The sequence below is a fragment of the Bradyrhizobium sp. SZCCHNRI2009 genome, from assembly GCF_032485115.1.
GTDB lineage: Bacteria > Pseudomonadota > Alphaproteobacteria > Rhizobiales > Xanthobacteraceae > Bradyrhizobium.
Map to the genome: position 1 here is coordinate 948,417 of NZ_JAUEUH010000001.1, position 23,874 is coordinate 972,290.

Below are 23,874 nucleotides of genomic sequence, written 5' to 3' on the forward strand. Positions count from 1 at the left end.
GAGACGCGGTTCGCATCCGCTTCCCCGGCGGAGTATCTTTTCGCGCGAGAGGACGCTCGTGTGGGACAGTGCGCAGCGGCGACGCGCGTTCCGTTGATCACGACTCGAGAGCGTCCAACACGTGCGCCGCCACGTGAGCATCATCTAGATACCCCACGATCCCGTGCCGGTTGTCGGTCGCGTTCAGGACCTGTCCGTAGTTCTCCACGGCCGGCCTCACCGGGAAGTTCGTGCCGTCGAGAGGATAGAGCGCGACGACATCGTGAGGATCGAAGGCGTTGTACCAGCTGCGCGCCTTGGTCGGGAATCCGATCGGCCTGAATCGGTCACGTATCGCCCTGATCGCAAGGGGGGATCCGACGGTCACGAAGGCCCTCACGTTGAGCGCACGACGATCGGTCCGGAGCAGGTGGTACGCTATCACCGAACCGAGCGAGTGAGCGATGATGACGCAGGGTCTCTCGTCGATGTCGGCTCCGACCAGATTGTCGATCGCGTCCTGCACGCCGGGCTGCGACGTGTAGAGGTAGACATCGCGCATGAACTTCTCGATGAACGTTTGGCTGACACTGCCTGCGTTACGATCGATGGCACGGATGATGGCCTGAACCCATGCCCAGTTTTGGGGTCCCTTTTCGGTCGGGTTGGGTCCAAATTCCTTCTGCACTAGGACATCGGTGATGCCGGCCTGGCTCCGCATCTGCTCAGCGACCTCAGCCTGGAAGCTCAGGAAGTCGCTGTCGATCCCGCTGCCCTTGGTCTGGATGTCGGTCGTGAGCGGCAGCTCATACCGTCGTGCGAAATCGTCGAGCTTGTCGCCGTAGTATGGAAAGGCGACTTCGAGGGGCTCGGGCAGCTTCCTGTCGAGCTTCGCGGCGCCGCGTCTCAGCGTCTCTAGCCAGATCGCTTTCAGGACCATCGGATTGAGGCCCTGTTGAGAGCGGCCGTGGACGAGAACGAGGCGAGCCGGCCCATCGGCTGCAGCAGCTGTCGTCAGTCCCGCCGCGGCTGCCAGTCCTGTCGCGGTGACCGAGAGGAATTGTCGACGGTTCATGGTGGCGCTCCCGGAGGACGTGTCTGCTCAGCCTGGCTCGCGGGTCGTCGCTCGATCCGGGCTATGTCATGTAGTTAAGGACCAGCTTCATTCCTTGCGGATCGAACGTCGTCCACAAGGCCTCACGCAGATGATATCTCGCCTGACTGATCGCTTCCGGCAAGGCGACCTCCTTGACGCGAAGCAGCTGCCAGCCCTGGGTCAACATCGGGCAGAAGGGGACAGGGTCGTTGGGATCCCCGGCGCGCGTACCGGTCAGCCTGTTGGCAAGGAGTGCGACGTCGAAAAGGTTGCTGCCGAGATCCTCCTTCATGAAGGACTGCACGGACCGTACCTGGTCCACCAGATTGGCGTCGGCATAGGCGTAGGCTGCGTAGATGCCGAGCGTGGGGTCGATCCCCTTCATCACCCGCACCTGGCTGGCAAGCCGCTCGGCTGACCTCGCTCGCTCCTGCTCTGATCCCTCGATGCGAAAGGCACCGTACTTCGCTGCGGCTCCGACGAGCGCGTGCAACTCGTCCAGTTGCGTCTTTTGATCGCCGGATGCCGCGGGGCGACCGCCGCGGACCGATGGTTCGTAGGTGAGACTTGTGACCCGCCCGCCTTCGACGGTAATTGTCCCGATGAAGCCGGGCAACGCCGCAAGGACAGTCCCCGAGCCGTCCTCGAACATGAGCGCGACGGCCGCAGGCCGTCGATCCGCGGGGGTGACGCGGACCAGGGCAGGAGCCACCCGGTCAGCCATGATGTCGATGACGGTTCGCCCCGTCGACCTCGCGTGGCGTACGGTCGCGCCATTGATGGCGAAACCCGTTTCAGCATCGAAGGCGAGCGTGCTCTTGGCCTGGGAGATGGAGATCTTTGCGTCCGTGAAGCCGGTTTCGTCTGCGACCTGCTTCAGTGCGGAAGCGTAGATGTCGCGCAGCGGCCCCAAGGTGCCGAGCGAGGAGCGAGCAAACTCGCGATTGGCGACATCGAAGATCCGGATGTTTTCCGGTGCGATCGGAGTGCCGGCGTCGGCCGTGGCAGTCTGCAGGGCCCGGCCGATGTAGAAGTTGTCGCGGGACTCGATCCGCGCTTCGGGAACTTGCCTGTGCTTGAGATCGATCCTGGCGAGCCGGAGCGGGACCTCCTTGCGAAGATAGTCTTCGAGCAGATAATTCGGCACAACCGATTGTCCGTCTATCTGCCGCACCATGTCTTGTCGAGGGTGCTTGTACGCATCCAGGAATGCGGATGTGAAGATGCTGTCATAGGCCGCCGCTGCGGCGCTCGCCTCGATGGAGGATTGCCCGGGCTCGGTGGCCAAGAAACGATCCACTTTTCCGCCGGTGCCGGGCGCCGTCGCGATGGGAAAAATCAGCGTGCCGGTCAACAGACTGGTCTGGTATTCCGGAATCGAGCGGCACGCATCCGAAATGAACACGACATTCGGAATGCCGCTTCGATGAGCAAGCTCCCAGCTCTCCATCAGGGTCACTGCCTCGCTGGCGTCCCGGGGCGCACCCGTCAGCAGCCAGTACTCGTTGAAGCCGACACAGACGCCGTGGCCCGAGAAGTAGACGACGAGGTGCGTCAGCGTCCCCCGATCGACCAGCTCGAACACGGCCCGCTTGACCGAATCCGCCGTCACCGGCCCTGTTTCGTCGACGATGAGCTTGACTTCAAAGCCTTCGCTGCACAGCCAAGCTGCCACCGCCTTCGCGCCCGAGACCGCCGCGCGCAAGACGGGCAGAGCCCCAGTCTTGTTCACGCCGACGACCACAGCCGCTCGCGCGCTTGGCGCGCTGCACTGCGCGAGTCCCTTCGACGCTGCGAATTGCGCCAGAGCCAAGCCGCCGCCAACAAGCAGATCCCGCCGTTTCATGCGGCACAACCTCAATGGGATCGATCAGACGTTGAGATCTCATGGTAGTGCTTTTCGCAAGATTGCCAATCGGCTTTCTTTGGGGATTTTCGGCTGCCCGCTTTCGGACTGATCAAGGCTAGCGGACCAGCCGTCGTGGCGCCGTTAGTGTGCAGCGTCCGCAGGCCTTCCTCCCCGGCTTCGGCCGTTCAGGGGGTTTCTAAGCGCTGTTAGTGCGCAGCGGCCGCAGGCTTGCCAAGGAGACGACTATGAACGCCATGGTTGTTTCTAAGCGCTGTTAGTGCGCAGCGGCCGCAGGCATTCCAGGAGCTACGTCATGCATCGCATCGCGTTTCTAAGCGCTGTTAGTGCGCAGCGGCCGCAGGCCCCTCGTTGCTCTCATCTCTGCCGATTCGTTTCTAAGCGTTGTTAGTGCGCAGCGGCCGCAGGCTTACGACGACGGGAGCATCTCATGTCGATCAAGTTTCTAAGCGCTGTTAGTGCGCAGCGGCCGCAGGCATTAAGGAGGTTCCTTTGAAAGGGAAACGCAGCGTTTCTAAGCGCTGTTAGTGCGCAGCGGCCGCAGGCTTGATAGGAGACTTGTGATGGCTATCCAGGTTTCTAAGCGCTGTTAGTGCGCAGCGGCCGCAGGCAAGGAATGAAAATGTCGTCTTTCGATTAGTTTCTAAGCGCTGTTAGTGCGCAGCGGCCGCAGGCTTGATTAAGAAACTGGACGAAAAAAGTGCTGTTTCTAAGCGCTGTTAGTGCGCAGCGGCCGCAGGCTCCCCTGTTTCCAACCCTTTGTCAAATTGTTGAGAATTGGGTTCAGTTCCACGGGGTCCCAGGAAAATTGCCTGTTGAGCGATGACATGGCGAAATATAGACGATCTTCGGCGTAAAATCTATATAATAATCAGATGGTTGAGTTAATTCCACAGGGTCCGTCCCGTGGATTTTCCGGTAGCCATGGGTTCTTGCTGTATCGGTGTCAAATTACCGAAGCCTTCGTTACGAGCAGAGACGCGGATCTAGCTGCAGCGCGTCGCTGCCAATGTCGGGGACGAGGGAGGGGAGCAGCGAGTCGGGTTGAACGCGGTTGTCACGCGCGACGGAGCGACGATACGAAGATTAGAGCGGGCCGATGCGGCCACCTCGGCTTCAGGCGCAGAGCCATCCCTCTCGCCACATGCACCATTTTTTTCATGCGACAAGACGGTTCGTCGGTGGGCAATCCAGCCGCGCGACATGATTCCGCTCACGTTTGCCCGGTGCACAAAAACGGTGTACAAGCGGTGGCCGGTCCGATCAAAAAGCCCTGTAAATCCAGTGGTTCCAGGCAAAAGCAGCAGAGTTCGAGCCTCTCCACTCCTGCCAGCGAGATCAAGCACTTAAGCCAAAAATCGACGAGACAGGTGAGGTCGGGGCCCGCAGCGCGCGAGCCCCGAATGCATTTCGGCGACCCCTTATTGTTTCACATAAAGGCAGTTTCCGTCCTTCAGCGGCCGGAACACCTGGTCGCCGGGCACCTCCGCCAGCACCTTGTAATAGTCCCACGGGCCCTTCGACTCTTCGGGCTTCTTCACCTCGAACAGGAACATCGAGTGCACCATGCGGCCATCCTCGCGCAGGATGCCGTTGTCGGTGAAGGCGTCGCGCACCGGGGTCTCGCGCATCTTCGCGAGCACCGGCTTGGTGTCGCGGGTGCCGGCGGCCTTGACGGCATTGAGATAGTGCAGGGTGGCGCTGTAGGTCGCGGCCTGGTTCATGGTCGGCATCCGCTTCATGCGCTCGAAGAACTTCTTGCCGAAGGCGCGGGTGCGGTCGTTGAGGTCCCAGTAATAGGCCTCGGTGATGATCAGGCCCTGCGCCAGCTTCAGGCCGAGGCTGTGGATGTCGGAGATGAACATCACGATGCCGGCGAGGTTCTGGCCGCCGGCGACGATGCCGAATTCGGCGGCCTGCTTGATGGTGTTGATGGTGTCGCCACCGCCGTTGGCCATGCCGATGATCTTGGCCTTACTGGCCTGCGCCTGCAGCAGGAAGGACGAGAAGTCCTGGTTGTTGAGAGGATGCCGGGCGCTGCCGACCACCGTGCCGCCGGCGGCGCGCACGACGTCGCCGGTGTCGCGTTCGATCGAATGGCCGAACAGATAGTCGGCGGTGATGAAGAACCAGGTATTGCCACCGTTCTTGACGATCGCGCTGCCGACCGTGTGCGCGTTTCCATAAGTGTCGTAGGTCCAGTGCACGGTGTAGGGCGAGCAGGACTTGCCGGTGATGTCGGAGCTCGCGGCATCCGTCACGATCATCAGCTTCTCGAACTGCTTCGACATCTCCATGCCGGCCAGCGCGGTGGCCGAGGTCGGCATGTCGATCACCATGTCGACGGCCTCGTTCTCGTACCATTTGCGCACGATCGCGGCGGCGATGTCGGCCTTGTTCTGCGGATCGGCGCTGATCACCTCGATCGGCTTGCCGAACATGCTGCCGCCGAACGCCTCGACCGCGAGCTTGGTCGCCTCGAGATTGCCCTGGCCGCCGATGTCCGAATAGACCGACGAGAAGTCGCTGAGCACGCCGATCTTGAGCGGGGCTTGTGCCCGGGCCGGGATGGCGGTGAGGGCGAGAGCGGCAAGACCGAGAGCAGCAAGGCTGACGGCGGCAAGGCGCGTCCGTCCCTTGCGCGGGGCAAAGGTCATGGGTTTCCTCCGGATTGTTCTTGTGCGGACGAGAATGAGCGGGCGCCGCAGGCCCGGCAAGAGCAGGAGCCGCTCCACCGCGGGCATTTCGTCGCGGCAACTGCTCAACCTGCCGTGGTGCGGAAATGGCTTGCCGCGGCACGAAAAACCGCGTTGTTGCGAGCCTGGCGGGGGCCTGCCACGGGAATGACCGCCGACGCCCGGCATGCCCATATCTTGACCTTTGGCCCGCCGGACAGTAGATATCTTGGCAACCTGCAGCCGGCCCGCGACAAAAGCGGATATCCGGCGCGGCTTTTCACTCCCCGAACAAGCGAGCCCGTGGATTCGGCTCATCTCTCCGACAAGAGGGTGGGCCAAGGACGGCTGTTCGGTTTTCCCAGTCAACTCTTCAATCGTCCGATGACGGACGCGGACCCCTGACGATGGCTACCAGCCCGTTCAAATTCCTGCAGGAAGTGCGCTCGGAGACCGCCAAGGTCTCGTGGCCGAGCCGTCGCGAGGTCACCATCACCACGATCATGGTGTTCGTGATGGTGGCGCTGGCCTCGGTGTTCTTCTTCGCCGCCGATCAGATCATCCGTTATCTCATCACCCTCGTGCTGGGCATCCACTGATGGCAACCGCAACGCAAAGCTCCGACAAGCGCTGGTACATCGTCCACGCCTATTCGAACTTCGAGAAGAAGGTCGCGGAGTCGATCCGCGAGCAGGCCAAGCAGCGCAATCTCGAGGACCTGTTCGAGCAGGTGCTGGTGCCGATCGAGAAGGTCACCGAGGTGCGCCGCGGCCGCAAGATCGACGCCGAGCGCAAGTTCTTCCCCGGCTACGTGCTGGTGAAGATGAAGCTGACCGACGAGGCGTTCCACCTGATCAAGAACACGCCCAAGGTGACCGGCTTCCTCGGCGCCGAGAACAAGCCGATGCCGATCTCCGAAGGCGAGGCGATGCGCATCCTGAACCAGATGCAGGAAGGCGTGGAGCGGCCGAAATCCTCGGTGTCGTTCGAGATCGGCGAGAACGTCCGCGTTGCCGACGGCCCGTTCGCCTCGTTCTCCGGCGTGGTCGAGGAAATCGACGAGGCCCGCTCGCGCGTCAAGGTCGCGGTGTCGATCTTCGGCCGTGCGACGCCGGTCGAACTGGAATTCAACCAGATCGAGAAGATCGTCGGTTAAGGGCCGGGCTGCCGGCTCTCTCGGCGTCCCGGGCTTTCCTTTTCGTCCGATCTCGTGTATCGGGCGCGCTTCGCTCCCCGAACGGGGGGCGATTTCGTTCGTGGGAGGCGTGACCGGCTTTGCCAGCCGGGCCAAGCGCGCCGGACCACGGTCCCAAACCTCGCCTGACGGGTTTTGTCGCCCCAAGGCGTTGCGTTCGCATCAGGCAGAATCGCGAACGCATTGGAGAGTCATAATGGCAAAGAAAGTAACCGGTTACCTGAAGCTTCAGGTTCCGGCCGGCGCGGCCAATCCGTCGCCGCCGATCGGTCCGGCGCTCGGTCAGCGCGGTCTCAACATCATGGAGTTCTGCAAGGCGTTCAACGCCCAGACCCAGAAGGAAGAGAAGAACACCCCGATCCCGGTGGTCATCACCATCTATGCGGACCGGTCCTTCACCTTCGAGATGAAGACCCCGCCGATGTCCTACTTCCTCAAGCAGGCCGCCAAAATCCAGTCGGGCTCCAAGGCCCCGGGTCGCGACAAGGCCGGCAAGGTGACCAAGGCGCAGGTGCGCGAGATCGCCGAGAAGAAGATGAAGGACCTGAATTGCGACTCGATCGAGTCGGCCATGAAGATGGTCGAGGGCTCCGCCCGCTCGATGGGTCTGGAAGTTGCGGGGTAAGGCGCCATGGCACTCGGAAAGCGTTTGAAGAAGGCCCGCGAGGGCATCGATCGCACCAAGCTCTACCCGCTTGCTGACGCGATCAAGATGATCAAGGAGCGGGCCGTGTCGAAGTTCGACGAGACCATCGAGGTCTCGATCAACCTCGGCGTCGATCCGCGCCACGCCGACCAGATGGTCCGTGGCGTCGTGACGCTGCCGAACGGCACCGGCCGTACGCTCCGCGTCGGCGTGTTCGCCCGCGGCGCGAAGGCCGAGGAAGCCAAGGCCGCCGGCGCCGACGTGGTCGGCGCGGAGGACCTGGTCGAGAAGGTGCAGAACGGCAATATCGACTTCGACCGCTGTATCGCCACCCCCGACATGATGCCGCTGGTCGGCCGTCTCGGTAAGGTGCTCGGTCCGCGCGGCATGATGCCGAATCCGAAGATCGGCACCGTGACCATGGACGTCACTGGCGCCGTCAAAGGCGCCAAGGGCGGCTCGGTCGAGTTCCGCGTCGAGAAGGCCGGCATCATCCAGGCCGGCGTCGGCAAGGCCTCGTTCGCCGAGGACAAGCTGGTCGAGAACATCAAGGCGCTGGCGGATGCGGTGGTGAAGGCCAAGCCGGCCGGCGCCAAGGGCACCTACGTCCAGCGCGTCGCGGTGTCGTCGACCATGGGCCCGGGCGTCAAGGTCGAGCCGGGCACCTTGCTCGCGTAACACCTTCGGACATCGTCAGCATTCAGTGGGGCGGGATCGGCAATCGATCCCGCCCTTCGCATTTCCGCACCCCAAGTGAGCGGCACGCCCGCTGCAAAATTGCAGCCGGGCTGGCGCAAACACAACGAGGCTCAGCCCCGGGCGCCTTCGGATGTCCGGGCCTCGGATCGCATGCTGGGCCTCGCAGCCGCCAGCAGCTTGCCGATCTCGGGCTTGCAGGCGCCGCAATTGGTCCCGGCCTTCAGACGTTGGCCGACGGCCTCGACGCTCCCTGCGCCGTTCTGGATCGCCGACGAGATCTGGTTACGACCAATGCCGAAACAGGAGCAGATGACCGCACCGATGTCGTCGGCGGCCGCCAATGGCTGGCCCGCGAGCAGGGCGTTGCGGGCGTTCGGTGACAGCCGCTGCTCGGCAAACAGGCCGATCAGCCACGACCGCGATCCCAGCCGCTGGTCGGGCGCGACGAAGACGCAGCCCTGCAGCCGGCCATCCGATACGCCTGCGTAGCGGAACCGGCCGGCGGCCGGGTCGCGATACGCAATCCAATCGATCTCCGTTCCAGCGATCCCAAGCTGTTCGGCGGCCCACTCGCGCCAACTCGCAGGCCGCTGGTCGAAGGCAAGCTCGAGCCGGAAACACGCTCCGACCTTGCCCTGCACCCAGTACTCGCATGGCGGACGGCGGATCTCCTGCCGGCTCAGGATGAAGACGTGCCAGTTCGGCGCATATGGCTCCGCCTTCACCGGCGTATGCTTGGACTCGGGCTGACCCGACAGCGGATCAGTCGCGGGATTGACCAGCGCGTTGACACGGCCAGCGCCGGCGAACTCCTCGTTCCAATGCATCGGAACGAACACGCAGCCCCGCCGCTGCTCGGTCGAGATCGCGACGCGCGCCACCATCTTGCCCCAGGGGCTCGTAAGCCGCACCAGCGCCTCGTTCTCCAGACCGGCAAGGCGCGCATCCTCGGGGTGGAATTCGGCGCAAGGCTCGAAGACGTGCGCGAGCAGCCGCGCGGATTTTCCCGTCCGCGTCATGGTGTGCCACTGGTCGCGAATGCGCCCGGTGTTCAGGACCAGCGGATAGTCGCGGCTGGTGGCGTTCCGCGCCGCTCGGGGCGTGACAGCCACGAAACGGGCTCTGCGATCCCCGGTGAAGAATTGCCTGTTCTCGAACATCCGCGCCGTGCCGGTCGGAAAATCCCGCGTCACGGGCCATTGGATCGGCGCCAGCGCCTCATAGGCGCGGCTGTCGAGCGTGCTCAGCGCCGAGATGTCGAAGTCGCGCGCGCCATTGTTCTCGAAGCCGGACAGCGCCGCGTGCTCGCGAAAGATCTCGGCCGCGCTGCCATACTCGAAACCGGCGAACCCCATCCGCTGGGCGACGTCGCAAATGATGCGCCAATCCGCGCGCGCTGCGCCTGGCGCGGGCAGGAACGCCCGCTGCCGCGAGATCCGTCGCTCCGAATTGGTGACTGTGCCGTCCTTCTCACCCCAGGCGAGCGCGGGCAGCAGGACATCGGCGTGCCGGTTGGTATCGGTGTCGCGCATGCAATCGGACGCGACCACGAACGCGCAGCGATCCAGCGCGGCACGAACCCGATCGGCGTCGGGAAGGCTGACCACGGGGTTGGTCGACATGATCCAGACTGCCTTGATGCGGCCATCGGCAATCGCATCGAACATCTCGACCGCCTTCAGCCCCGCTTTTGGCGCGACCACCGGTGACCGCCAGAATCGCTTCACCAGCTCGCGGTGCTCGGCATTCTCGATATCGAGATGCGCGGCGAGCTGGTTGGCCAGGCCGCCCACCTCGCGGCCCCCCATCGCGTTGGGCTGGCCGGTCAGCGAGAACGGTCCCATGCCGGGACGGCCGATACGGCCAGTCAGGAGATGGCAGTTGATGATCGCATTGACCTTGTCGACCCCGCTGCTCGACTGATTGACGCCCTGGGAATAGAGCGTGACAACGCGCTCCGTCTTCGCGAACCATGAAAAGAACAGCTCGACCGCGCCCTCGCTCAGCCCGCAGGCCGCCGCGGTCTCGGCGACTGTCTGCCGGCCGGCGACCTGCAGCGCCGATTCAACGCCGCTGGTGACCTCACTGACAAAGCCGTCGTCCGCATAGCCGCCGCGTGCGAGATAGGCGAGCAGGCCGTTGAACAACACCGCGTCACTTCCGGAACGCAGCGGCAAATGCAGGTCGGCGCCTTCGCAGGTCGCGGTCCTCCGCGGATCGACAACGACGATACGGCAGCCGGGATTGTGCTCCTTGGCCGCCAGCATGCGCTGGTGCAGCACCGGATGGCACCACGCGGCGTTGGAGCCGACCAGGACCAGCAGGCCGGCCTGCTCAAGGTCCTCGTAGCAGCCCGGAACGGTGTCGCTGCCGAACGCGCGCTTGTGGCCCGCGACGCTCGACGCCATGCACAGGCGCGAATTGGTGTCGATGTTCGCGGTCCCGACGAAGCCCTTGGCGAGCTTGTTGACGACGTAATAGTCCTCGGTCAGCAACTGCCCCGAAACATAGAATGCGACGGCATCCGGTCCATGGTCGCGGATGATTTCGGTGAAACGGCTCGCGACGAGGTCGAGCGCCTCATCCCAGCCGGCTGCCCGTCCGTTCACGACCGGCTCGAGCAGACGTCCCCCGAGATCGATCGTCTCCGCCAGCGCCGATCCCTTGCCGCACAGCCGGCCGAGATTGGCGGGATGCTGCGGATCGCCGCGGACGCTGATGGTCCCTGAGTCGTCCCGATCGGCGACGACGCCGCAACCGACGCCGCAATAGGGGCATGTCGTCCTGACGCTCATGCGATACCGTTCAGGCCGCGGCCGTCTGCTGCAGGGACAACCACACCTCGCCATCCTCGACCTTTGCGGGATAGGATGGCGTACAGCCCTGGTCGGGTGCCACGGCCTGTCCGGTCGCGAGCTCGATGACGAAATTGTGCAGCGGGCATGTCACGCGGCGGTTGTGGACGATGCCCTGCGACAAGGGGCCTGCCTTGTGCGGGCAGCGATCGTCCAGCGCGAACACCTCGTCACCATCGGTGCGGAAGACCGCGATGTTGCCGCGCGGCGTGCGCACGACGCGCGAGCCGAGCGGGGGAATGTCGTCGAGCGGGCCGACTTGAAACCAGGTGGTCATGCGAGCTCCAATTCAGCCATCGGCGTAAACTCGTTGCGATCGACGCCGCGACGGGCGCGCGCCGCCCATGGATCGCTCTGCGAGAATTGCTGCGAATAGGCGAAGCGTTCAAACAGCGCCTTGCGGTTCTTGACGTCCTCGACCACCTGCTTGTGGATGTTGTCGAAGCCGACGCGGTCGCACCATTTGTACATCCGTTCCAGGTACCAGCCCTGCTCGCGATAGAGCTGGGTCAGCGCGACGATGATCTCGAGCGCCTCGTCCTCGGTCGCGGTCTTGGTCAGGAATTCCGTGCCCTTGATGTGCAGGCCGGCGGCGCCCGCAAAATGGATCTCGTAGCCTGAATCGACGCAGATCACTCCGACATCTTTGCAGGTCGATTCCGCGCAGTTGCGCGGGCAACCGGAGACGGCGAGCTTCACCTTCGCGGGCGTCCATGATCCCCACATGAACTTCTCGATCTTGATGCCGAGGCCAGTGGAGTCCTGGGTGCCGAAGCGGCACCATTCCGACCCGACGCAGGTCTTCACGGTGCGCAGACCCTTGGCATAGGCGTGGCCGGAGACCATACCCGCATCGTTGAGATCGGCCCATACCGCCGGCAAATCTTCCTTCTTCACCCCGAGCAGATCGATACGCTGTCCGCCGGTCACCTTGACGGTCGGGATGTTGAACTTGTCGGCGACGTCGGCGATCGCGCGCAATTCGCCGGGCGTGGTCACGCCGCCCCACATCCGCGGCACCACGGAGTAGGTGCCGTCCTTCTGGATGTTGGCGTGAACGCGCTCGTTGATGAAGCGGGATTGCTGGTCGTCGCGATACTCGCCGGGCCAGGTCGCGAGCAGATAGTAGTTCAAGGCGGGCCGGCAGGAATGGCAGCCGTTCGGCGTCTTCCAGTCCATGAACCGCATGACAGCGGGGATCGACTTCAGTTGCTGTTCGATGATGACGCGCCGGACGTCGTCATGGCTGTGGTCGGTGCAGGCGCAGACCGGCTTCACCTTGGGCGCCGCCGAGTAGTCGCCGCCGAGCGTGAACGCCAGCACCTGCTCGACCAGGCCGGTGCACGAGCCGCATGAGGACGACGCCTTGGTATGGGCGCGCACGTCGTCGAGCGTGAACAGCTTCTTTTCGCTGATCGCCTTGACGATCGCGCCCTTGCAGACTCCGTTGCAGCCGCAGATTTCGGCCTCGTCGCTCATGGCGGCAACCGAGTTCTGTCCGCCGTGGCCACCGTCGCCGAGATGCGCCGAGCCGAACACCAGACGTTCGCGCATGTGGGAGACATCGGTGCCGTCGCGCATGTGCTGGAAATACCAGGGCCCGTCGATGGTGTCGCCGTACAGCACGGTGCCCACGATCTTCTTGTCGCGCAGGATGATCCGCTTGTAGACGCCGCGATTGGCATCCTGCAGGACGATCTCCTCCTTGTCGGGTCCCGGCGCGAAGTCGCCGGCAGAGAACAGGTCGATGCCCGTGACTTTCAGCTTGGTCGAGACCACTGACCCGTCATAGGTGGCGAATCCCTTCATCGCCAGATGATTGGCGCAGACCTTCGCCTGGTCGAACAGCGGCGCCACCAGACCATAGGTCTGACGGCGGTGCTGCACGCATTCGCCGACGGCGTAGATGCGACCGTCATAAGTCTGCATCGTATCGGAGACCACGATGCCTCGCTCGCAGTACAGCCCGGCCTTCTTTGCCAGTTCGATATTGGGACGGATGCCCACGGCCATCACCACGAGATCGGCCGCGACGTCGGTGCCGTCGGTGAAGCGGACGCCGGTGACGTGCGTTTCGCCGAGGATGGCCTGCGTCTGCGCCGGCATCTTGAACTCCAGCCCGCGCTCCTCCAGCGATTTGCGCAGCATGCCGCCGGCGACCGGGTCGAGCTGGCGCTCCATCAGCGTGTCGAGAAGATGCACGACCGTGACCTTCATGCCGCGCTTCATCAGACCATTGGCGGCTTCGAGGCCGAGCAGGCCGCCGCCGATCACGACCGCGTGGCGATGTCGCGTCGAGGCTTCGACCATGTGCTCGACGTCCTTGATGTCGCGGAAGCCGATGACGCCGGGCAGGGCGGCGCCGGGGACCGGAAGAACGATCGGGCTCGAGCCGGTCGCGATCAGCAACCGATCATAAGGATAGCGTTCGCCAGTTTCGGTGACCACCTCGCAGCTCCGGCGGTCGATCATCGTGACCGTCTCGCCCTTGCGCAGGGTGATCTGGTTGTCCTCGTACCACTGCTCCGTGTTCAGCATGATGTCGTCGACGGTCTTCTCGCCCGCGAGCACCGGCGACAGCAGGATGCGGTTGTAGTTGCCGTAGGGCTCGGCGCCGAAGACGCTGATGTCGTAGAGATCAGGCGCCCGTTCCAGCAGCGCCTCCACTGTGCGAATGCCGGCCATGCCGTTGCCGATCACCACCAGTTTCTGCTTGATCGTCTTGTCGAGCATGGTCTGCCTTTCGAATGCCAGCGACATCCAGCGGCGACGCGAACGGGCGTCAGCCCAATCGGTCGCTGTGGTCATGTTTGAATTTTGGGGGAGGCCCAACTGCGGGCAGAGCTGATCGTCGCCAATGACGGTCGCGAGCCAGCTGATTCAAATCTCGTGCCATTCGTGTCGTCGCCGGAAATCGCGGTAATTCAAGGGTTGAGCCGCCGCTTGCGCGCGCTGCTGGCGACACCTGCGCTCAAATAGTAGCCGCGGCCGATCAGATTATGTGCATCATCGATGGAAGCGCTTCGGTTCGAGCACCGATCGCGTCGGCTTCGGCGGGCGCTCAAAAAGCCATCAGTGTGCGCGCGGTGCAGGCGGGCTCTGCGTTCATGTTGAGCATCAGCGATCCGTAGAACTGCGGCTTCGAAGTCCCAAGCGCCGGTACGGGTTGAGAAAAACGTGAATCACCAAAGTTGGTGCGAAACTTGCTGAAAGGCGAGCAGGGCCGGGCGTATCTCAACGACGAGACCGCCGCTCAACTCACCCGACAATTTGTCCCCTTTACGCAGCTCCTGCCGAGCCTGCTCGCGCGCGCCTGCGTCACGAGGTTTGAGACCATGAAGCTCGACGACTTCAAGAAGGCCGGTCATTGGCCGACACTGCTGGCTGCTTTCCTCTATTTCGACATCAGCTTCATGGCCTGGGTCGCACTCGGACCGCTGATCGTCTATGTCGCCCGCGACATGAATCTTGCGGTCAACGAAAAGTTCACGCTGGTCGCGATCCCCGTGCTGGCAGGCGCGCTGCTGCGTGTTCCCATGGGCATTCTGGCCGACATCATCGGCGCCAAGCGCACGGGCGTGATCGCGCAACTGGTGGTCATGACGGCGACCGCCTGCGTTGCCTATTTCGGACTCCCCAGCAAGCTGGCCGTCGAGCTGTTCGGCGTCGTGCTCGGCATCGGCGGCGCCTCGTTCGCCGTCGCTCTGCCTCAGGCCAGCCGCTGGTATCCGCCGCAGTATCAGGGCATCGTGATGGGGATCGCAGGGGCCGGAAACATGGGCGTCGTGCTCGACACGCTGCTCGCGCCGACCATCGCCGAACATTGGGGCTGGCAGGCCGTTTTCGGGGTGCTGCTCATCCCGATGGTCATGGTCCTGATCTACTACATCGTCGCCGCGAAGGATGCGCCCGGTGAACGCAAGCCGGTCTCGCTCAAGGCCTATGGCGGCCTGCTGCGCGATCCCGACAGCCGCTGGTTCATGTTCTTCTACTTCATCACCTTCGGCGGCTTCGTCGGCCTCGCCAACGCCCTGCCGCTGTACTTCTCGGTGCAGTATCATGTCTCCGGAGTGGCGGCCGGATTGCTGGTGGCGCTGATCGTCGCTTTCGGCTCCGGCTTCCGTCCGGTGGGCGGTCTCATTGCGGACCGGATCGGTGGCATCCGGTCGCTCTCGATCCTGTTTGGCATTGTGGTCGCCGCCTATGTCGTGATCGCCTTCATGCCGGAAGGGCCGGCTGCGCCGACCCAGGCGGGCTGGGCGCTCATGAACATGCCACGCATTGCGTGGATTTCGGTGCTGTTGTTCTCGATCGGCGTGCTCGCGCTCGGGATGGGCAACGGCGCGGTGTTCCAGCTCATTCCGCTGCGCTTCCGCCACGAGATCGGCCTGATGACCGGTCTCGTCGGCTGCGCAGGCGGCATCGGCGGATTCTTCCTCGCCCAGGCGCTCGGCACGGCCAAGGGAATGACCGGCGGATTCGGGGCCGGCTTCCTGTTCTTTGGTTTGCTGGCATTGCTCGGCTTCGTCGGACTTGCCATGGTCAAGGTCCGTTGGCGCACCACGTGGGGCGCCGTTTCCGGCGCGCGCGTCTGAACCGACGCGCCGTCGCTCCATAGGCAAGGTGTTCAGGCGTGGCCGGCGCGCATCGCAATCTTCAGGTTCGCGTCGGCTTCGCTAGCGAGACCGGCAAGCGACCGAACAATGAGGATTACGTCGGCGCCCGCCTTGGCCTGCAGGGGGCGACGGATCGCGATATCGTCGCCGCCGTCGCCGACGGCGTCGGCGGCCACAAGGGTGGGCGCGAGGCGGCGGAGCTCGCCGTCCGCGGCTTCATCGATGCCTATCATTCTCTGCCCGAGACGGCGGGCGTGCGAAGCCGAGCCGCGCGTGCGCTGGAAGCCATCAATAGCTGGATCCATGCGCAGGGCCGCGTCGACCCCGAGTTGCATGGAATGAGCTGCGCCTTCTCCGCGGTGGTGCTGTCGCGGCGAACCTGCCACGTCGTCCACGTCGGGGACACTCGCGTCTATCGCCTCAGCGAAGGGCGCCTCGAGCGTCTGACGACCGACCATGTCGCGGGCCGCGCTGACCTTGCCCACGTCCTCAACCGGGGCATCGGTTTCGAGCAGTTCGCCCGCTTCGACTACACGACGCTCGGCATGCGTCAGCACGACCGGTTTTTGATCTGCAGCGACGGGATCCACGGCATCCTGCCGGATTCGCGCCTTCAGGAGATCCTGGCCGAACGGACTCCCCCGGAGGATTCCGCGCGGGGAATCGTCGCCGCCGCCCTTGCGGCCGGCAGCAACGACAATTCGACGGCGCTGGTGCTCGACGTCGTCGATCTTCCGCCGGCCGACCGCGACGAGCTCACCGGTTCGATCTCGTCCCTGCCGATCGGCGAGCTGCCTTCGCCCGGTGATGTGATCGACGGATTCCGGCTTGGCGATATCCTTTCCGATGGCCGCTACTCCCGGCTGTTCAAGGCGATCGACGCGGGGCAGGGTGACCGGGAGGTCGTCCTGAAATTTCCGCATCCGCGCGTCGCGAGCGAAGGTTCGTTCCGCCTGGCGTTCATTCGCGAAGCCTGGGTCGCCGCGCGTGTGCGGAGCATCTGGATCGGCGAGATCATCGAGCTTCCTGTCGAGCGCCAGACCCGGCTCTATTCGGCAATGCCATTCTACGCGGGGGAGACGCTCGAGCAGCGTCTGAACCGGCCGCCCCGATTGTCGCTTGCGGAGGGCACCGCGATCGCGACCAAGCTCGTGCGCGCGGTGGTGGCGTTGCACCGGGCCGGCATCATCCATCGCGACATCAAGCCGGACAACGTGATCCTGCTCGAGAACGGCGGCTTGCGCCTGATCGATCTCGGGGTCGCGCGCGTGCCGCGGTTCGAGGACTTTCCGGCCGAGGATATTCCGGGGACCCCGAGCTACATGGCGCCGGAGCTGTTCGCCGGTAAGCCGGGTGACGAAGCGTCCGACCTGTTCGCCCTCGGCGTCACCGTCTACCGCATGTTCACGCGCTCTTATCCGTTCGGCGAGATCGAGCCGTTCTCGCGCCCGCGCTTCGGCAAACCGGTGCCGATTTCACGCTACCGGCCGGAACTGCCGGCCTGGCTCGACGCCGTGATCGGAAAGGCGTTGAACGTCGATCCTGCACAGCGTTACGGTGATGCCATCGAATTCGCCCACGAGTTGGAGAACGGTGCGTCATGGGCGGGTCCGGCGATCGCCAAGCGTCGCTCGCTTCACGACCGCAATCCGCTGTTGTTCTGGAGGATGCTCTGCGCGCTTCAATTCATCATCATCATCATTCTGCTGAGCCTGCTGACGCGACACTGAGTGGCGACGTGCGACCGCCCGAATAGGTAATCCCGATGCCCGAGAAGGTCCTGATCTATTCCCGCCTGCCGAAGTCGCTGACCCAGCGCTTCGCCGATCGCTTCGAGCTGCTCGACAGCGGCGGCACGCCGGCGCACGAGGTGTTTCCGGCGGCGGAGGTTGCGCAGATCCGCGCCCTGATCACAGCCGGCGGCACGCCTCTGGGGGCCGACGACATGGACCGGCTGCCGGCGCTCGGGGCCATCGTCTGTTACGGCACGGGCTATGATGGCGTCGACCTGAAGGCGGCCGCGGCGCGCAATATCGTGGTCGGCCATAGTCCCGGCGCGAACGCTGCAGCGGTCGCCGATATCGCGCTCATGCTGATGCTGGCGAGCGTGCGGCGGTTGACGGCGGCGGATTCCTATGTGCGCACCGGTGGCTGGGTGGAGGCCCGGCCGTCGCCGCTGTTGAAGCCGCCGCCCGGTCTGTCCGGCTGCAAGGTCGGCGTCTACGGGATGGGCGAAATCGGCCGCAAGATCGCCGCGCGCGTCGCCGCTTTCGAGACCGAGGTCGGCTATTTCAGCCGCACGCGCCACGACGATCTGCCGTATCAGTATTTTCCAAGCCTTGATGCCTTGGCCGAATGGTGCACCGTGCTGATGATCGCGGTCCGCGCCGGCGCGGAGACCACGCACGTCGTCGATGCCGATCTCCTGAAGAAGATCGGGCCCGATGGCCATGTCGTCAACATCTCGCGTGGCTCCGTGATCGACGAAGGGGCGCTGCTGGTAGCGCTGAAGGACGGCATCATCGCTGGCGCCGGGCTCGACGTATTCGAAACCGAGCCGTACGCCCCGGATGGGCTGACGTCGTTGCAGAACGTGGTGGTCACGCCGCATATCGGCGGCAACACCCGCGAGTCTCACGTGGCGATGCAGGAATGCGTGGTGGCCAATCTCACGGCGTTCTTTGCAGGGGAGCCACTGCCGTTTCGGGTCGGATAGGCAAGCGCAGATGGCGCTCCCCCAGCACCGCAACGCCAAACGCGCAGACCGCAGATAAGTTCCACGCGTGGTGCAGGAATATTCTGACGCACTGCACGCCTCTGTGAATTGCGAGTGATTTTCAAACGCTTCTAAGTTCCTCTCCTGCAATTCAGGAGAGCGGCATGGCGGCGTTCACCCTCAAGATCAACGGGCGCGAGCATCAGATCGACGTCGACCCGAATACGCCCTTGTTATGGGCGATCCGGGACAATGCCGGGCTGACCGGCACCAAATACGGATGCGGCGTGGCGCAGTGCGGTGCCTGCACCGTGCATCTCGACGGCCAGAGCGTTCGCTCCTGCTCGCTGCCGGTGTCGGCGGTGGGCAAGAGCGAGATCACCACCATCGAAGGGCTGAGCGGCAAGGAAGGTGCGGCCGTGCAGAAGGCCTGGGCGGCACTCGACGTGCCCCAATGCGGCTACTGCCAGTCCGGCCAGATCATGAGCGCGGTCGCGCTGCTCGGCCTTAATCCCAAGCCGACCGATGAGGACATCGATCTCGCGATGAACGGCAACATCTGCCGCTGCGCCACCTATGTGCGCATCCGCGCTGCCATCCATACCGCAGCCAAGACGTTGGAGGGCTGATCATGAATGTGCATATGAAGCCCGCCACGTCCGCTCCGACATTGTCCCGCCGCTCGCTGCTGAAGGCGGGAGCGGGGCTGGCGCTCGCCACCTATGTCGCCCGCAATGGTGTCGCTTACGCGCAAGACGCGGCGAAGTCCGTGAACATTGCGCCCAACACGTTCCTTGTGATCGGCCAGGACGACACTGTCACCGTTCTCTGCAAGCACATCGAGTTCGGGCAGGGCCCGTTCACCGGCATGGCCACGCTGGTGGCCGAGGAGCTCGATGCCGATTGGTCGCAGATGCGCGCCGATCATGCGCCCTCGAATCCGGTGCTCTACAAAAACCTGCTGTTCGGGGTGCAGGGTACCGGCGGCTCCAGCGCAATCGCCAATTCCTACGAGCAGATGCGCAAGGTCGGCGCCGCCGCGCGCGCGATGCTGGTGGCCGCGGCCGCCGACGAATGGAAGGTCCCGGCCGAGGAGATCACGGTCGAGAAGGGCCTCATCAAGCATCCGTCCGGCAAGCAGAGCGGCTTCGGCGCGCTGGCCGCCAAGGCGATGCAGCAGCCGGTGCCGGCGAACCCGCAGCTCAAGGATCCCTCCGCCTTCAAGCTGATCGGCAAGGAAGGCGCGGTGACCCGGCTCGACAGCGTGGCGAAGTCGAACGGCTCGGCCGAGTACACGCTCGACATCAAGGATCCGGGGACGTTGACCGTTCTGGTGGCGCGCTCGCCGCGGTTCGGCGGCACGGTGGCGTCGTTCGACGCGTCGGCGGCCAAGGCCGTGTCGGGAGTGGTCGACGTCAAGGAGGTGCCGAACGGTGTAGCCGTCTATGCCGAGGGGTTCTGGCCGGCGAAGACGGCACGTGACCTTCTCAAGATCACCTGGGACGACAGCAAGGCGGAGACGCGCGGCACGGCGCAACTGCTGGAGGAGTTTCGCGCCCGTGCGAAGAAGCAGGGCGCCCTGGTGAAGCAGGAGGGCGACGTTGACGCCGAGATCGCCAAGGGCGGCAAGCTGATCGAGACCGAGTTCGTCTTTCCCTATCTGGCCCATGCGCCGATGGAGCCAATCAACGCCTTCATTCACTGGAAGGGCGATACCGCCTCGGCGCGCTATGGCAGCCAGTTTCCGACGCCTGATCACGCCGTGATCGCGCAGGTGCTTGGGCTCGACATCGCCAAAGTCGATCTCAAGACGATTCTCGCCGGCGGCAGCTTCGGCCGGCGGGCGCAGCAGTCGACCCACGTCGCCATGGAGCTGGCGCAGGTCGCCAAGGCGATCGGGCCGGGACGTCCGGTCAAGCTGGTGTGGACCCGTGAGGATGACATGCGCGGCGGCTACTACCGACCATTCAGCCTGCACCGAATGCGCGGTGTGGTCCGCGACGGCAAGATCGTGGCGTGGTCGGATACGATCGTCGGGCAGTCGATCATGAAGGGCTCGCCGTTTGAGGCGATGACCATGAAGAACGGCCTCGATTCGACGGCCTATGAGGGCTCCAACGAGATCCCTTACCAGGTGCCGAATTTCCGCTGCGACCTGCATCAGGTCGATGTCGGCGTGCCCGTGCTGTGGTGGCGCTCGGTCGGCCACACCCATACTGGCTACGCCGTCGAGGCGTTCGTCGATCAGTTGCTCGAAGCCGCCGGCCAGGATCCTGTGGAGGGACGACTGGCGATGATGGCCGACAAGCCGCGTCACGCCGGTGTGCTCAAGGCGGTCGCCGAGCTCGCGGACTGGAAGGGCGCCAAGCTCGAGGCGGGCCGCGCCCGCGGCGTTGCCGTGGTCGAGAGCTTCAACACCTACGTCGCCCAGGTGGTCGAGCTGTCGATGGGGGCCGACGGACCGGTCGTGCACAAGGTGTGGTGCGCTGTCGACTGCGGCGTCGCAGTCAATCCCGACATCATCCGCGCCCAGATGGAGGGCGGCATCGGCTTTGCGCTCGGCCACATCCTCTATGCGCAGCAGCCGCTCGACGAGGGACGACCGGTGTCGGGCAATTTCGACACCTACCGCTCGCTGCGCATCCACGAGATGCCGCAGATCGAGGTTGCGATCGTGCCGTCGACCGAGAAACCCTCGGGAGTCGGCGAGCCCGGCGTGCCGCCGCTGGGACCTGCCGTCGCCAACGCCATGGCCAGGCTGGGTCTGCCGCGCCCGACCCAACTGCCGATCCGGCCGGGAGACACCGCATGAGCCCGTTCAGAACGGCGACGATGGCGCTGCTCGCTGGCAGCCTGGCTGCGGTTGCGATCGTAGCCCTGCCGGCACTGCGGCGCGCCGATGCGGCGCCCGAGGCCACGCACGTCGCCGGCGGGCTCAAGCCGGTGGCGGACTTCGCCAGGATCAAGAGCAAGGACGAGCGCGCCGTGGCGCTGTTCGAAGAGGCCGGCAAGGTGCTGCAGTCGCCGCGATGCATGAACTGCCACCCGGCCGGCGACCGGCCGACCCAGACCGACAGGATGATTCCGCATCAGCCGCTGGTGGTCCGCGGCGAGGCCGGCATGGGTGCCCCCGGCGGGCTCGCCTGCACGACCTGCCACCACGAGGCCAATTTCGACGCGGCGCGCGTGCCCGGTAATCCCAAGTGGCAGCTGGCCCCGATCGAGATGGCTTGGCAGGGCAAGTCGCTCGGCCAGATCTGCGCACAGATCAAGGATCCAAATCGCAACGGCGGCAAGACCATGGCGCAGCTGATTCACCATATGGCTGAGGATGAGCTGGTCGGCTGGGGCTGGAATCCGGGAGCTGGGCGGACCCCGGCCCCGGGAACCCAGAAGCAGTTCGGCGAGCTGATCAAGGCCTGGGCCGACGCCGGAGCGGCCTGTCCGAAGGGCTGAGGCGGGATTGCGCCCCTGCGCGTGCAATGCCCCTCGGCCCTGATGAGCGCAGCGACATCCGGGTTTTCCGGCAGAGCACGTGAGACCCCGCATGTCGCTATCGCCGACGCGCGTCCCGCGCGCCGGCTGTCGCTCATCCGGGCGACGGGGGGCTCCCACCCGGCTCGACGGCATGGCCCAACTGGTGCGATTTTTGCTCTTGGGGTCTTGGCAAGTCGCAATGGACCCGTTAAAGAACCGGCTTCCAGGCGGGCCGGCTGTTGCTGGCGCGCCTGTGCGCGCATTCCGAAAGTTGAGAGGAGCCAGCATTCCTTTTGAGGATATCCGTTGGGATTTCTCGGAAGGAAGAAGGATCTTTCTGCTCTCGAATGCCGCAGGGGAGGTCGGTTCGCCGATCACTCCGAATCCTGTCCGAGACTGCAGGCGCCGGCGCGGAAATCCAGTTTCCTCAATGGCTTAATCATCCAGCCTGCATAGACGGGTGAAGACCGGATTTCGGCGTGTCCACTGCCTTTGTCGTGGTGGCATGCAGGTTTGGTTCGAACCTCGACACTCCGCGGGCTCTCAGGGCTTTCGGAAGGGCAGGCTATTCATCGCCGTTTTGCCTTTCGTGTCCTCGGGTTCTTCCGTCCGGAGGTCAGGTTTGGTGGGATGGCGGGTGCAACCCGGCGGTCCCGCTTTCGGGCGAAGGCCGCCAACCGGAGAGAGCTTGCTGTGGAACGAGCGGCAAAAAAAGAGGCGGTCGAGCAGCTGCACGAGGTCTTCAAGACCACGGGCGTTGCCGTCGTCGCTCACTATTCCGGCCTCACCGTGGCTCAGATGCAGAACCTGCGCAAGCAGATGAAGCAGGCTGGTGCGTCGGTGAAGGTCTCGAAGAACCGTCTCGCCAAAATTGCTCTTGAAGGCACGGACGTCGTCGGCATCGGTCCCCTGTTGAAGGGGCCGACCGTGATCGCAACTTCGAACGATCCTGTCGCGGCGCCCAAGGTTGCCATCGAATTCGCCAAGGCGAACGAAAAGTTCGTCATTCTCGGCGGCTCGATGGGCTCAACCGTCCTGAATGTCGACAGCGTGAAGGCTCTGGCCTCGCTGCCGTCGCTGGACGAACTGCGCGGCAAGCTCGTCGGCCTGATCCAGGCTCCGGCGACCAAGCTGGCCCAGCTCGCCAACGCTCCCGCGGCCAAGGTCGCGCGCGTCATTCAGGCTCATGCCTCAAAGGGCGAAGCGGCCTGACGCCCTTCGCAAACACTCACAACCTGGTTTCGAACCGAACCACACTAAAGGACTACATCAATGGCTGACCTGCAGAAGATCGTCGACGACCTCTCGGCCCTCACCGTTCTCGAGGCTGCTGAGCTCGCGAAGCTCCTGGAAGAGAAGTGGGGCGTGTCCGCCGCGGCCGCCGTGGCCGTCGCCGCTCCGGGCGCTGGTGGCGCCGCTGCCGCTCCGGCGGAAGAGAAGACCGAGTTCACCGTTGTCCTGGCTTCGGCCGGCGACAAGAAGATCGAGGTCATCAAGGAAGTCCGCGCCATCACCGGCCTGGGCCTGAAGGAAGCCAAGGACCTGGTCGAGGGCGCTCCGAAGCCGGTCAAGGAAGGCGTCAACAAGGACGAGGCCGAGAAGATCAAGGCTCAGCTCGAGAAGGCCGGCGCCAAGATCGAGCTCAAGTAATCGCTTCGATTGCGCGAACGAAGTCCCCGGGCTGCCATGGGCAGGTCGGGGGCTTTCGACAGATTATGATGATCGGGTGGTAACATCGCCCGGTCATCATGTGGACAAGGAGTTTTGCAGGGGTATTGGGCGCGGCTCGGAATCACTGCAAAAGGCGTGCAACGGAACCGTCCGTTGTGGGCCGAACACGGAAAAGTGTGGAGATTTAGGGGCTTCGCTCTCGAATCTCGATTATTGTCAACCCATATTGGGTCGGCAGCACGAAAAGCCGGTTGATCGGTGGAGTGGCGTCTCCGTCCGTAAGCCGTTGGGAGATAGGCAATTTCGGGCTTTTGCAGTCCGTGACGAGATGGTTGTGACGAGCGGGTGCGTCCTCGCGCCTCGCGCGTCGTTTTGCGTTTTG

General features: G+C 64.3%; 18 protein-coding genes and 1 CRISPR repeat array. Of the genes, 12 read left to right on the forward strand and 6 right to left on the reverse strand.

Annotated features, from left to right (window positions below):
• Window positions 1-97: 97 nt before the first annotated feature.
• From QX041_RS04250 to QX041_RS04260, 3 genes are all read right to left on the reverse strand, one after another.
• Complete coding sequence (locus QX041_RS04250) at window positions 98-919, reverse strand: hypothetical protein (protein ID WP_316164560.1); 822 nt, start codon at window positions 917-919, stop codon at window positions 98-100.
• Between the two features lie 196 nt (window positions 920-1,115).
• The gene (locus QX041_RS04255) at window positions 1,116-2,921 is read right to left on the reverse strand and encodes a caspase domain-containing protein (RefSeq protein ID WP_316164561.1); all 1,806 of its coding nucleotides are present in this window, start codon (window positions 2,919-2,921) and stop codon (window positions 1,116-1,118) included.
• 195 nt (window positions 2,922-3,116) lie between these two features.
• Window positions 3,117-3,683: a CRISPR direct-repeat array (repeat unit 36 nt; unit sequence GTTTCTAAGCGCTGTTAGTGCGCAGCGGCCGCAGGC).
• 680 nt (window positions 3,684-4,363) lie between these two features.
• Entirely contained in the window at window positions 4,364-5,599 is a 1,236-nt protein-coding gene (locus tag QX041_RS04260; RefSeq protein ID WP_316164562.1) for an ABC transporter substrate-binding protein, read from the reverse strand.
• A 425-nt stretch (window positions 5,600-6,024) separates the two neighbouring features.
• Here QX041_RS04260 and secE point away from each other — a divergent pair, with 425 nt between their 5' ends.
• From secE to rplA, 4 genes are all read left to right on the forward strand, one after another.
• Complete coding sequence (gene secE / locus QX041_RS04265; protein ID WP_006611822.1) at window positions 6,025-6,216, forward strand: preprotein translocase subunit SecE; 192 nt, start codon at window positions 6,025-6,027, stop codon at window positions 6,214-6,216.
• Window positions 6,216-6,773: a transcription termination/antitermination protein NusG gene (gene nusG / locus QX041_RS04270; protein ID WP_316164563.1), complete on the forward strand. Its 558-nt coding sequence runs from the start codon at window positions 6,216-6,218 to the stop codon at window positions 6,771-6,773. Before secE ends, nusG begins: the two co-directional genes overlap by 1 nt.
• Window positions 6,774-7,008: 235 nt before the next feature.
• Window positions 7,009-7,437 (forward strand): 50S ribosomal protein L11, encoded by a 429-nt coding sequence (gene rplK, locus QX041_RS04275; RefSeq protein WP_012045056.1) that lies wholly within the window; start codon window positions 7,009-7,011, stop codon window positions 7,435-7,437.
• A 6-nt stretch (window positions 7,438-7,443) separates the two neighbouring features.
• On the forward strand, window positions 7,444-8,136 hold the full coding sequence (rplA, locus tag QX041_RS04280; RefSeq protein WP_315714579.1) for a 50S ribosomal protein L1: 693 nt from the start codon (window positions 7,444-7,446) through the stop codon (window positions 8,134-8,136).
• Window positions 8,137-8,267: 131 nt separating this feature from the next.
• Here the strand turns inward: rplA and QX041_RS04285 are convergent, their stop codons facing one another.
• The 3 genes from QX041_RS04285 to nirB are packed head-to-tail and all read right to left on the reverse strand — an operon-like array spanning window position 8,268 to window position 13,730.
• Complete coding sequence (locus tag QX041_RS04285) at window positions 8,268-10,952, reverse strand: molybdopterin-dependent oxidoreductase (protein WP_315714578.1); 2,685 nt, start codon at window positions 10,950-10,952, stop codon at window positions 8,268-8,270.
• A 10-nt stretch (window positions 10,953-10,962) separates the two neighbouring features.
• Window positions 10,963-11,289: a nitrite reductase small subunit NirD gene (gene nirD / locus QX041_RS04290; RefSeq protein ID WP_316164564.1), complete on the reverse strand. Its 327-nt coding sequence runs from the start codon at window positions 11,287-11,289 to the stop codon at window positions 10,963-10,965.
• Entirely contained in the window at window positions 11,286-13,730 is a 2,445-nt protein-coding gene (gene nirB, locus QX041_RS04295; protein ID WP_316164842.1) for a nitrite reductase large subunit NirB, read from the reverse strand. Before nirB ends, nirD begins: the two co-directional genes overlap by 4 nt.
• Before the next feature lie 485 nt (window positions 13,731-14,215).
• Here nirB and QX041_RS04300 point away from each other — a divergent pair, with 485 nt between their 5' ends.
• The 8 genes from QX041_RS04300 to rplL all read left to right on the forward strand — a co-directional run bounded on the left by QX041_RS04300 (window position 14,216) and on the right by rplL (window position 23,471).
• Complete coding sequence (locus QX041_RS04300; RefSeq protein ID WP_316164565.1) at window positions 14,216-15,607, forward strand: nitrate/nitrite transporter; 1,392 nt, start codon at window positions 14,216-14,218, stop codon at window positions 15,605-15,607.
• Window positions 15,608-15,645: 38 nt separating this feature from the next.
• Window positions 15,646-17,358: a bifunctional protein-serine/threonine kinase/phosphatase gene (locus QX041_RS04305; RefSeq protein ID WP_316164566.1), complete on the forward strand. Its 1,713-nt coding sequence runs from the start codon at window positions 15,646-15,648 to the stop codon at window positions 17,356-17,358.
• 35 nt (window positions 17,359-17,393) lie between these two features.
• Window positions 17,394-18,344, forward strand: a complete 951-nt coding sequence (locus tag QX041_RS04310; RefSeq protein WP_316164567.1) for a 2-hydroxyacid dehydrogenase — start codon at window positions 17,394-17,396, stop codon at window positions 18,342-18,344.
• A gap of 164 nt (window positions 18,345-18,508) precedes the next feature.
• On the forward strand, window positions 18,509-18,973 hold the full coding sequence (locus QX041_RS04315) for a (2Fe-2S)-binding protein (RefSeq protein ID WP_315714572.1): 465 nt from the start codon (window positions 18,509-18,511) through the stop codon (window positions 18,971-18,973).
• Between the two features lie 2 nt (window positions 18,974-18,975).
• A complete protein-coding gene (locus tag QX041_RS04320; protein ID WP_315749611.1) occupies window positions 18,976-21,156 on the forward strand; it encodes a xanthine dehydrogenase family protein molybdopterin-binding subunit in 2,181 nt (726 codons plus the stop codon).
• Complete coding sequence (locus tag QX041_RS04325) at window positions 21,153-21,800, forward strand: Isoquinoline 1-oxidoreductase subunit (RefSeq protein ID WP_315714570.1); 648 nt, start codon at window positions 21,153-21,155, stop codon at window positions 21,798-21,800. Before QX041_RS04320 ends, QX041_RS04325 begins: the two co-directional genes overlap by 4 nt.
• Window positions 21,801-22,514: 714 nt before the next feature.
• Window positions 22,515-23,033 carry a 50S ribosomal protein L10 gene (gene rplJ / locus QX041_RS04330; protein ID WP_008963452.1) on the forward strand — a complete coding sequence of 173 codons (519 nt, stop codon included), beginning with the start codon at window positions 22,515-22,517 and terminating at the stop codon, window positions 23,031-23,033.
• A 60-nt stretch (window positions 23,034-23,093) separates the two neighbouring features.
• Complete coding sequence (rplL, locus tag QX041_RS04335; RefSeq protein ID WP_172108050.1) at window positions 23,094-23,471, forward strand: 50S ribosomal protein L7/L12; 378 nt, start codon at window positions 23,094-23,096, stop codon at window positions 23,469-23,471.
• Window positions 23,472-23,874 lie beyond the last annotated feature (403 nt).

Excerpts from the sequence above, each read along its gene's own strand:
- QX041_RS04250 (WP_316164560.1), bottom strand. The coding sequence starts at position 919 with ATGGTCCTGAAAGCGATCTGGCTAGAGACGCTGAGACGCGGCGCCGCG.
- QX041_RS04255 (WP_316164561.1), bottom strand. The coding sequence starts at position 2,921 with ATGAAACGGCGGGATCTGCTTGTTGGCGGCGGCTTGGCTCTGGCGCAA.
- QX041_RS04260 (WP_316164562.1), bottom strand. The coding sequence starts at position 5,599 with ATGACCTTTGCCCCGCGCAAGGGACGGACGCGCCTTGCCGCCGTCAGC.
- secE (WP_006611822.1), top strand. The coding sequence starts at position 6,025 with ATGGCTACCAGCCCGTTCAAATTCCTGCAGGAAGTGCGCTCGGAGACC.
- nusG (WP_316164563.1), top strand. The coding sequence starts at position 6,216 with ATGGCAACCGCAACGCAAAGCTCCGACAAGCGCTGGTACATCGTCCAC.
- rplK (WP_012045056.1), top strand. The coding sequence starts at position 7,009 with ATGGCAAAGAAAGTAACCGGTTACCTGAAGCTTCAGGTTCCGGCCGGC.
- rplA (WP_315714579.1), top strand. The coding sequence starts at position 7,444 with ATGGCACTCGGAAAGCGTTTGAAGAAGGCCCGCGAGGGCATCGATCGC.
- QX041_RS04285 (WP_315714578.1), bottom strand. The coding sequence starts at position 10,952 with ATGAGCGTCAGGACGACATGCCCCTATTGCGGCGTCGGTTGCGGCGTC.
- nirD (WP_316164564.1), bottom strand. The coding sequence starts at position 11,289 with ATGACCACCTGGTTTCAAGTCGGCCCGCTCGACGACATTCCCCCGCTC.
- QX041_RS04310 (WP_316164567.1), top strand. The coding sequence starts at position 17,394 with ATGCCCGAGAAGGTCCTGATCTATTCCCGCCTGCCGAAGTCGCTGACC.
- QX041_RS04315 (WP_315714572.1), top strand. The coding sequence starts at position 18,509 with ATGGCGGCGTTCACCCTCAAGATCAACGGGCGCGAGCATCAGATCGAC.
- QX041_RS04320 (WP_315749611.1), top strand. The coding sequence starts at position 18,976 with ATGAATGTGCATATGAAGCCCGCCACGTCCGCTCCGACATTGTCCCGC.
- QX041_RS04325 (WP_315714570.1), top strand. The coding sequence starts at position 21,153 with ATGAGCCCGTTCAGAACGGCGACGATGGCGCTGCTCGCTGGCAGCCTG.
- rplL (WP_172108050.1), top strand. The coding sequence starts at position 23,094 with ATGGCTGACCTGCAGAAGATCGTCGACGACCTCTCGGCCCTCACCGTT.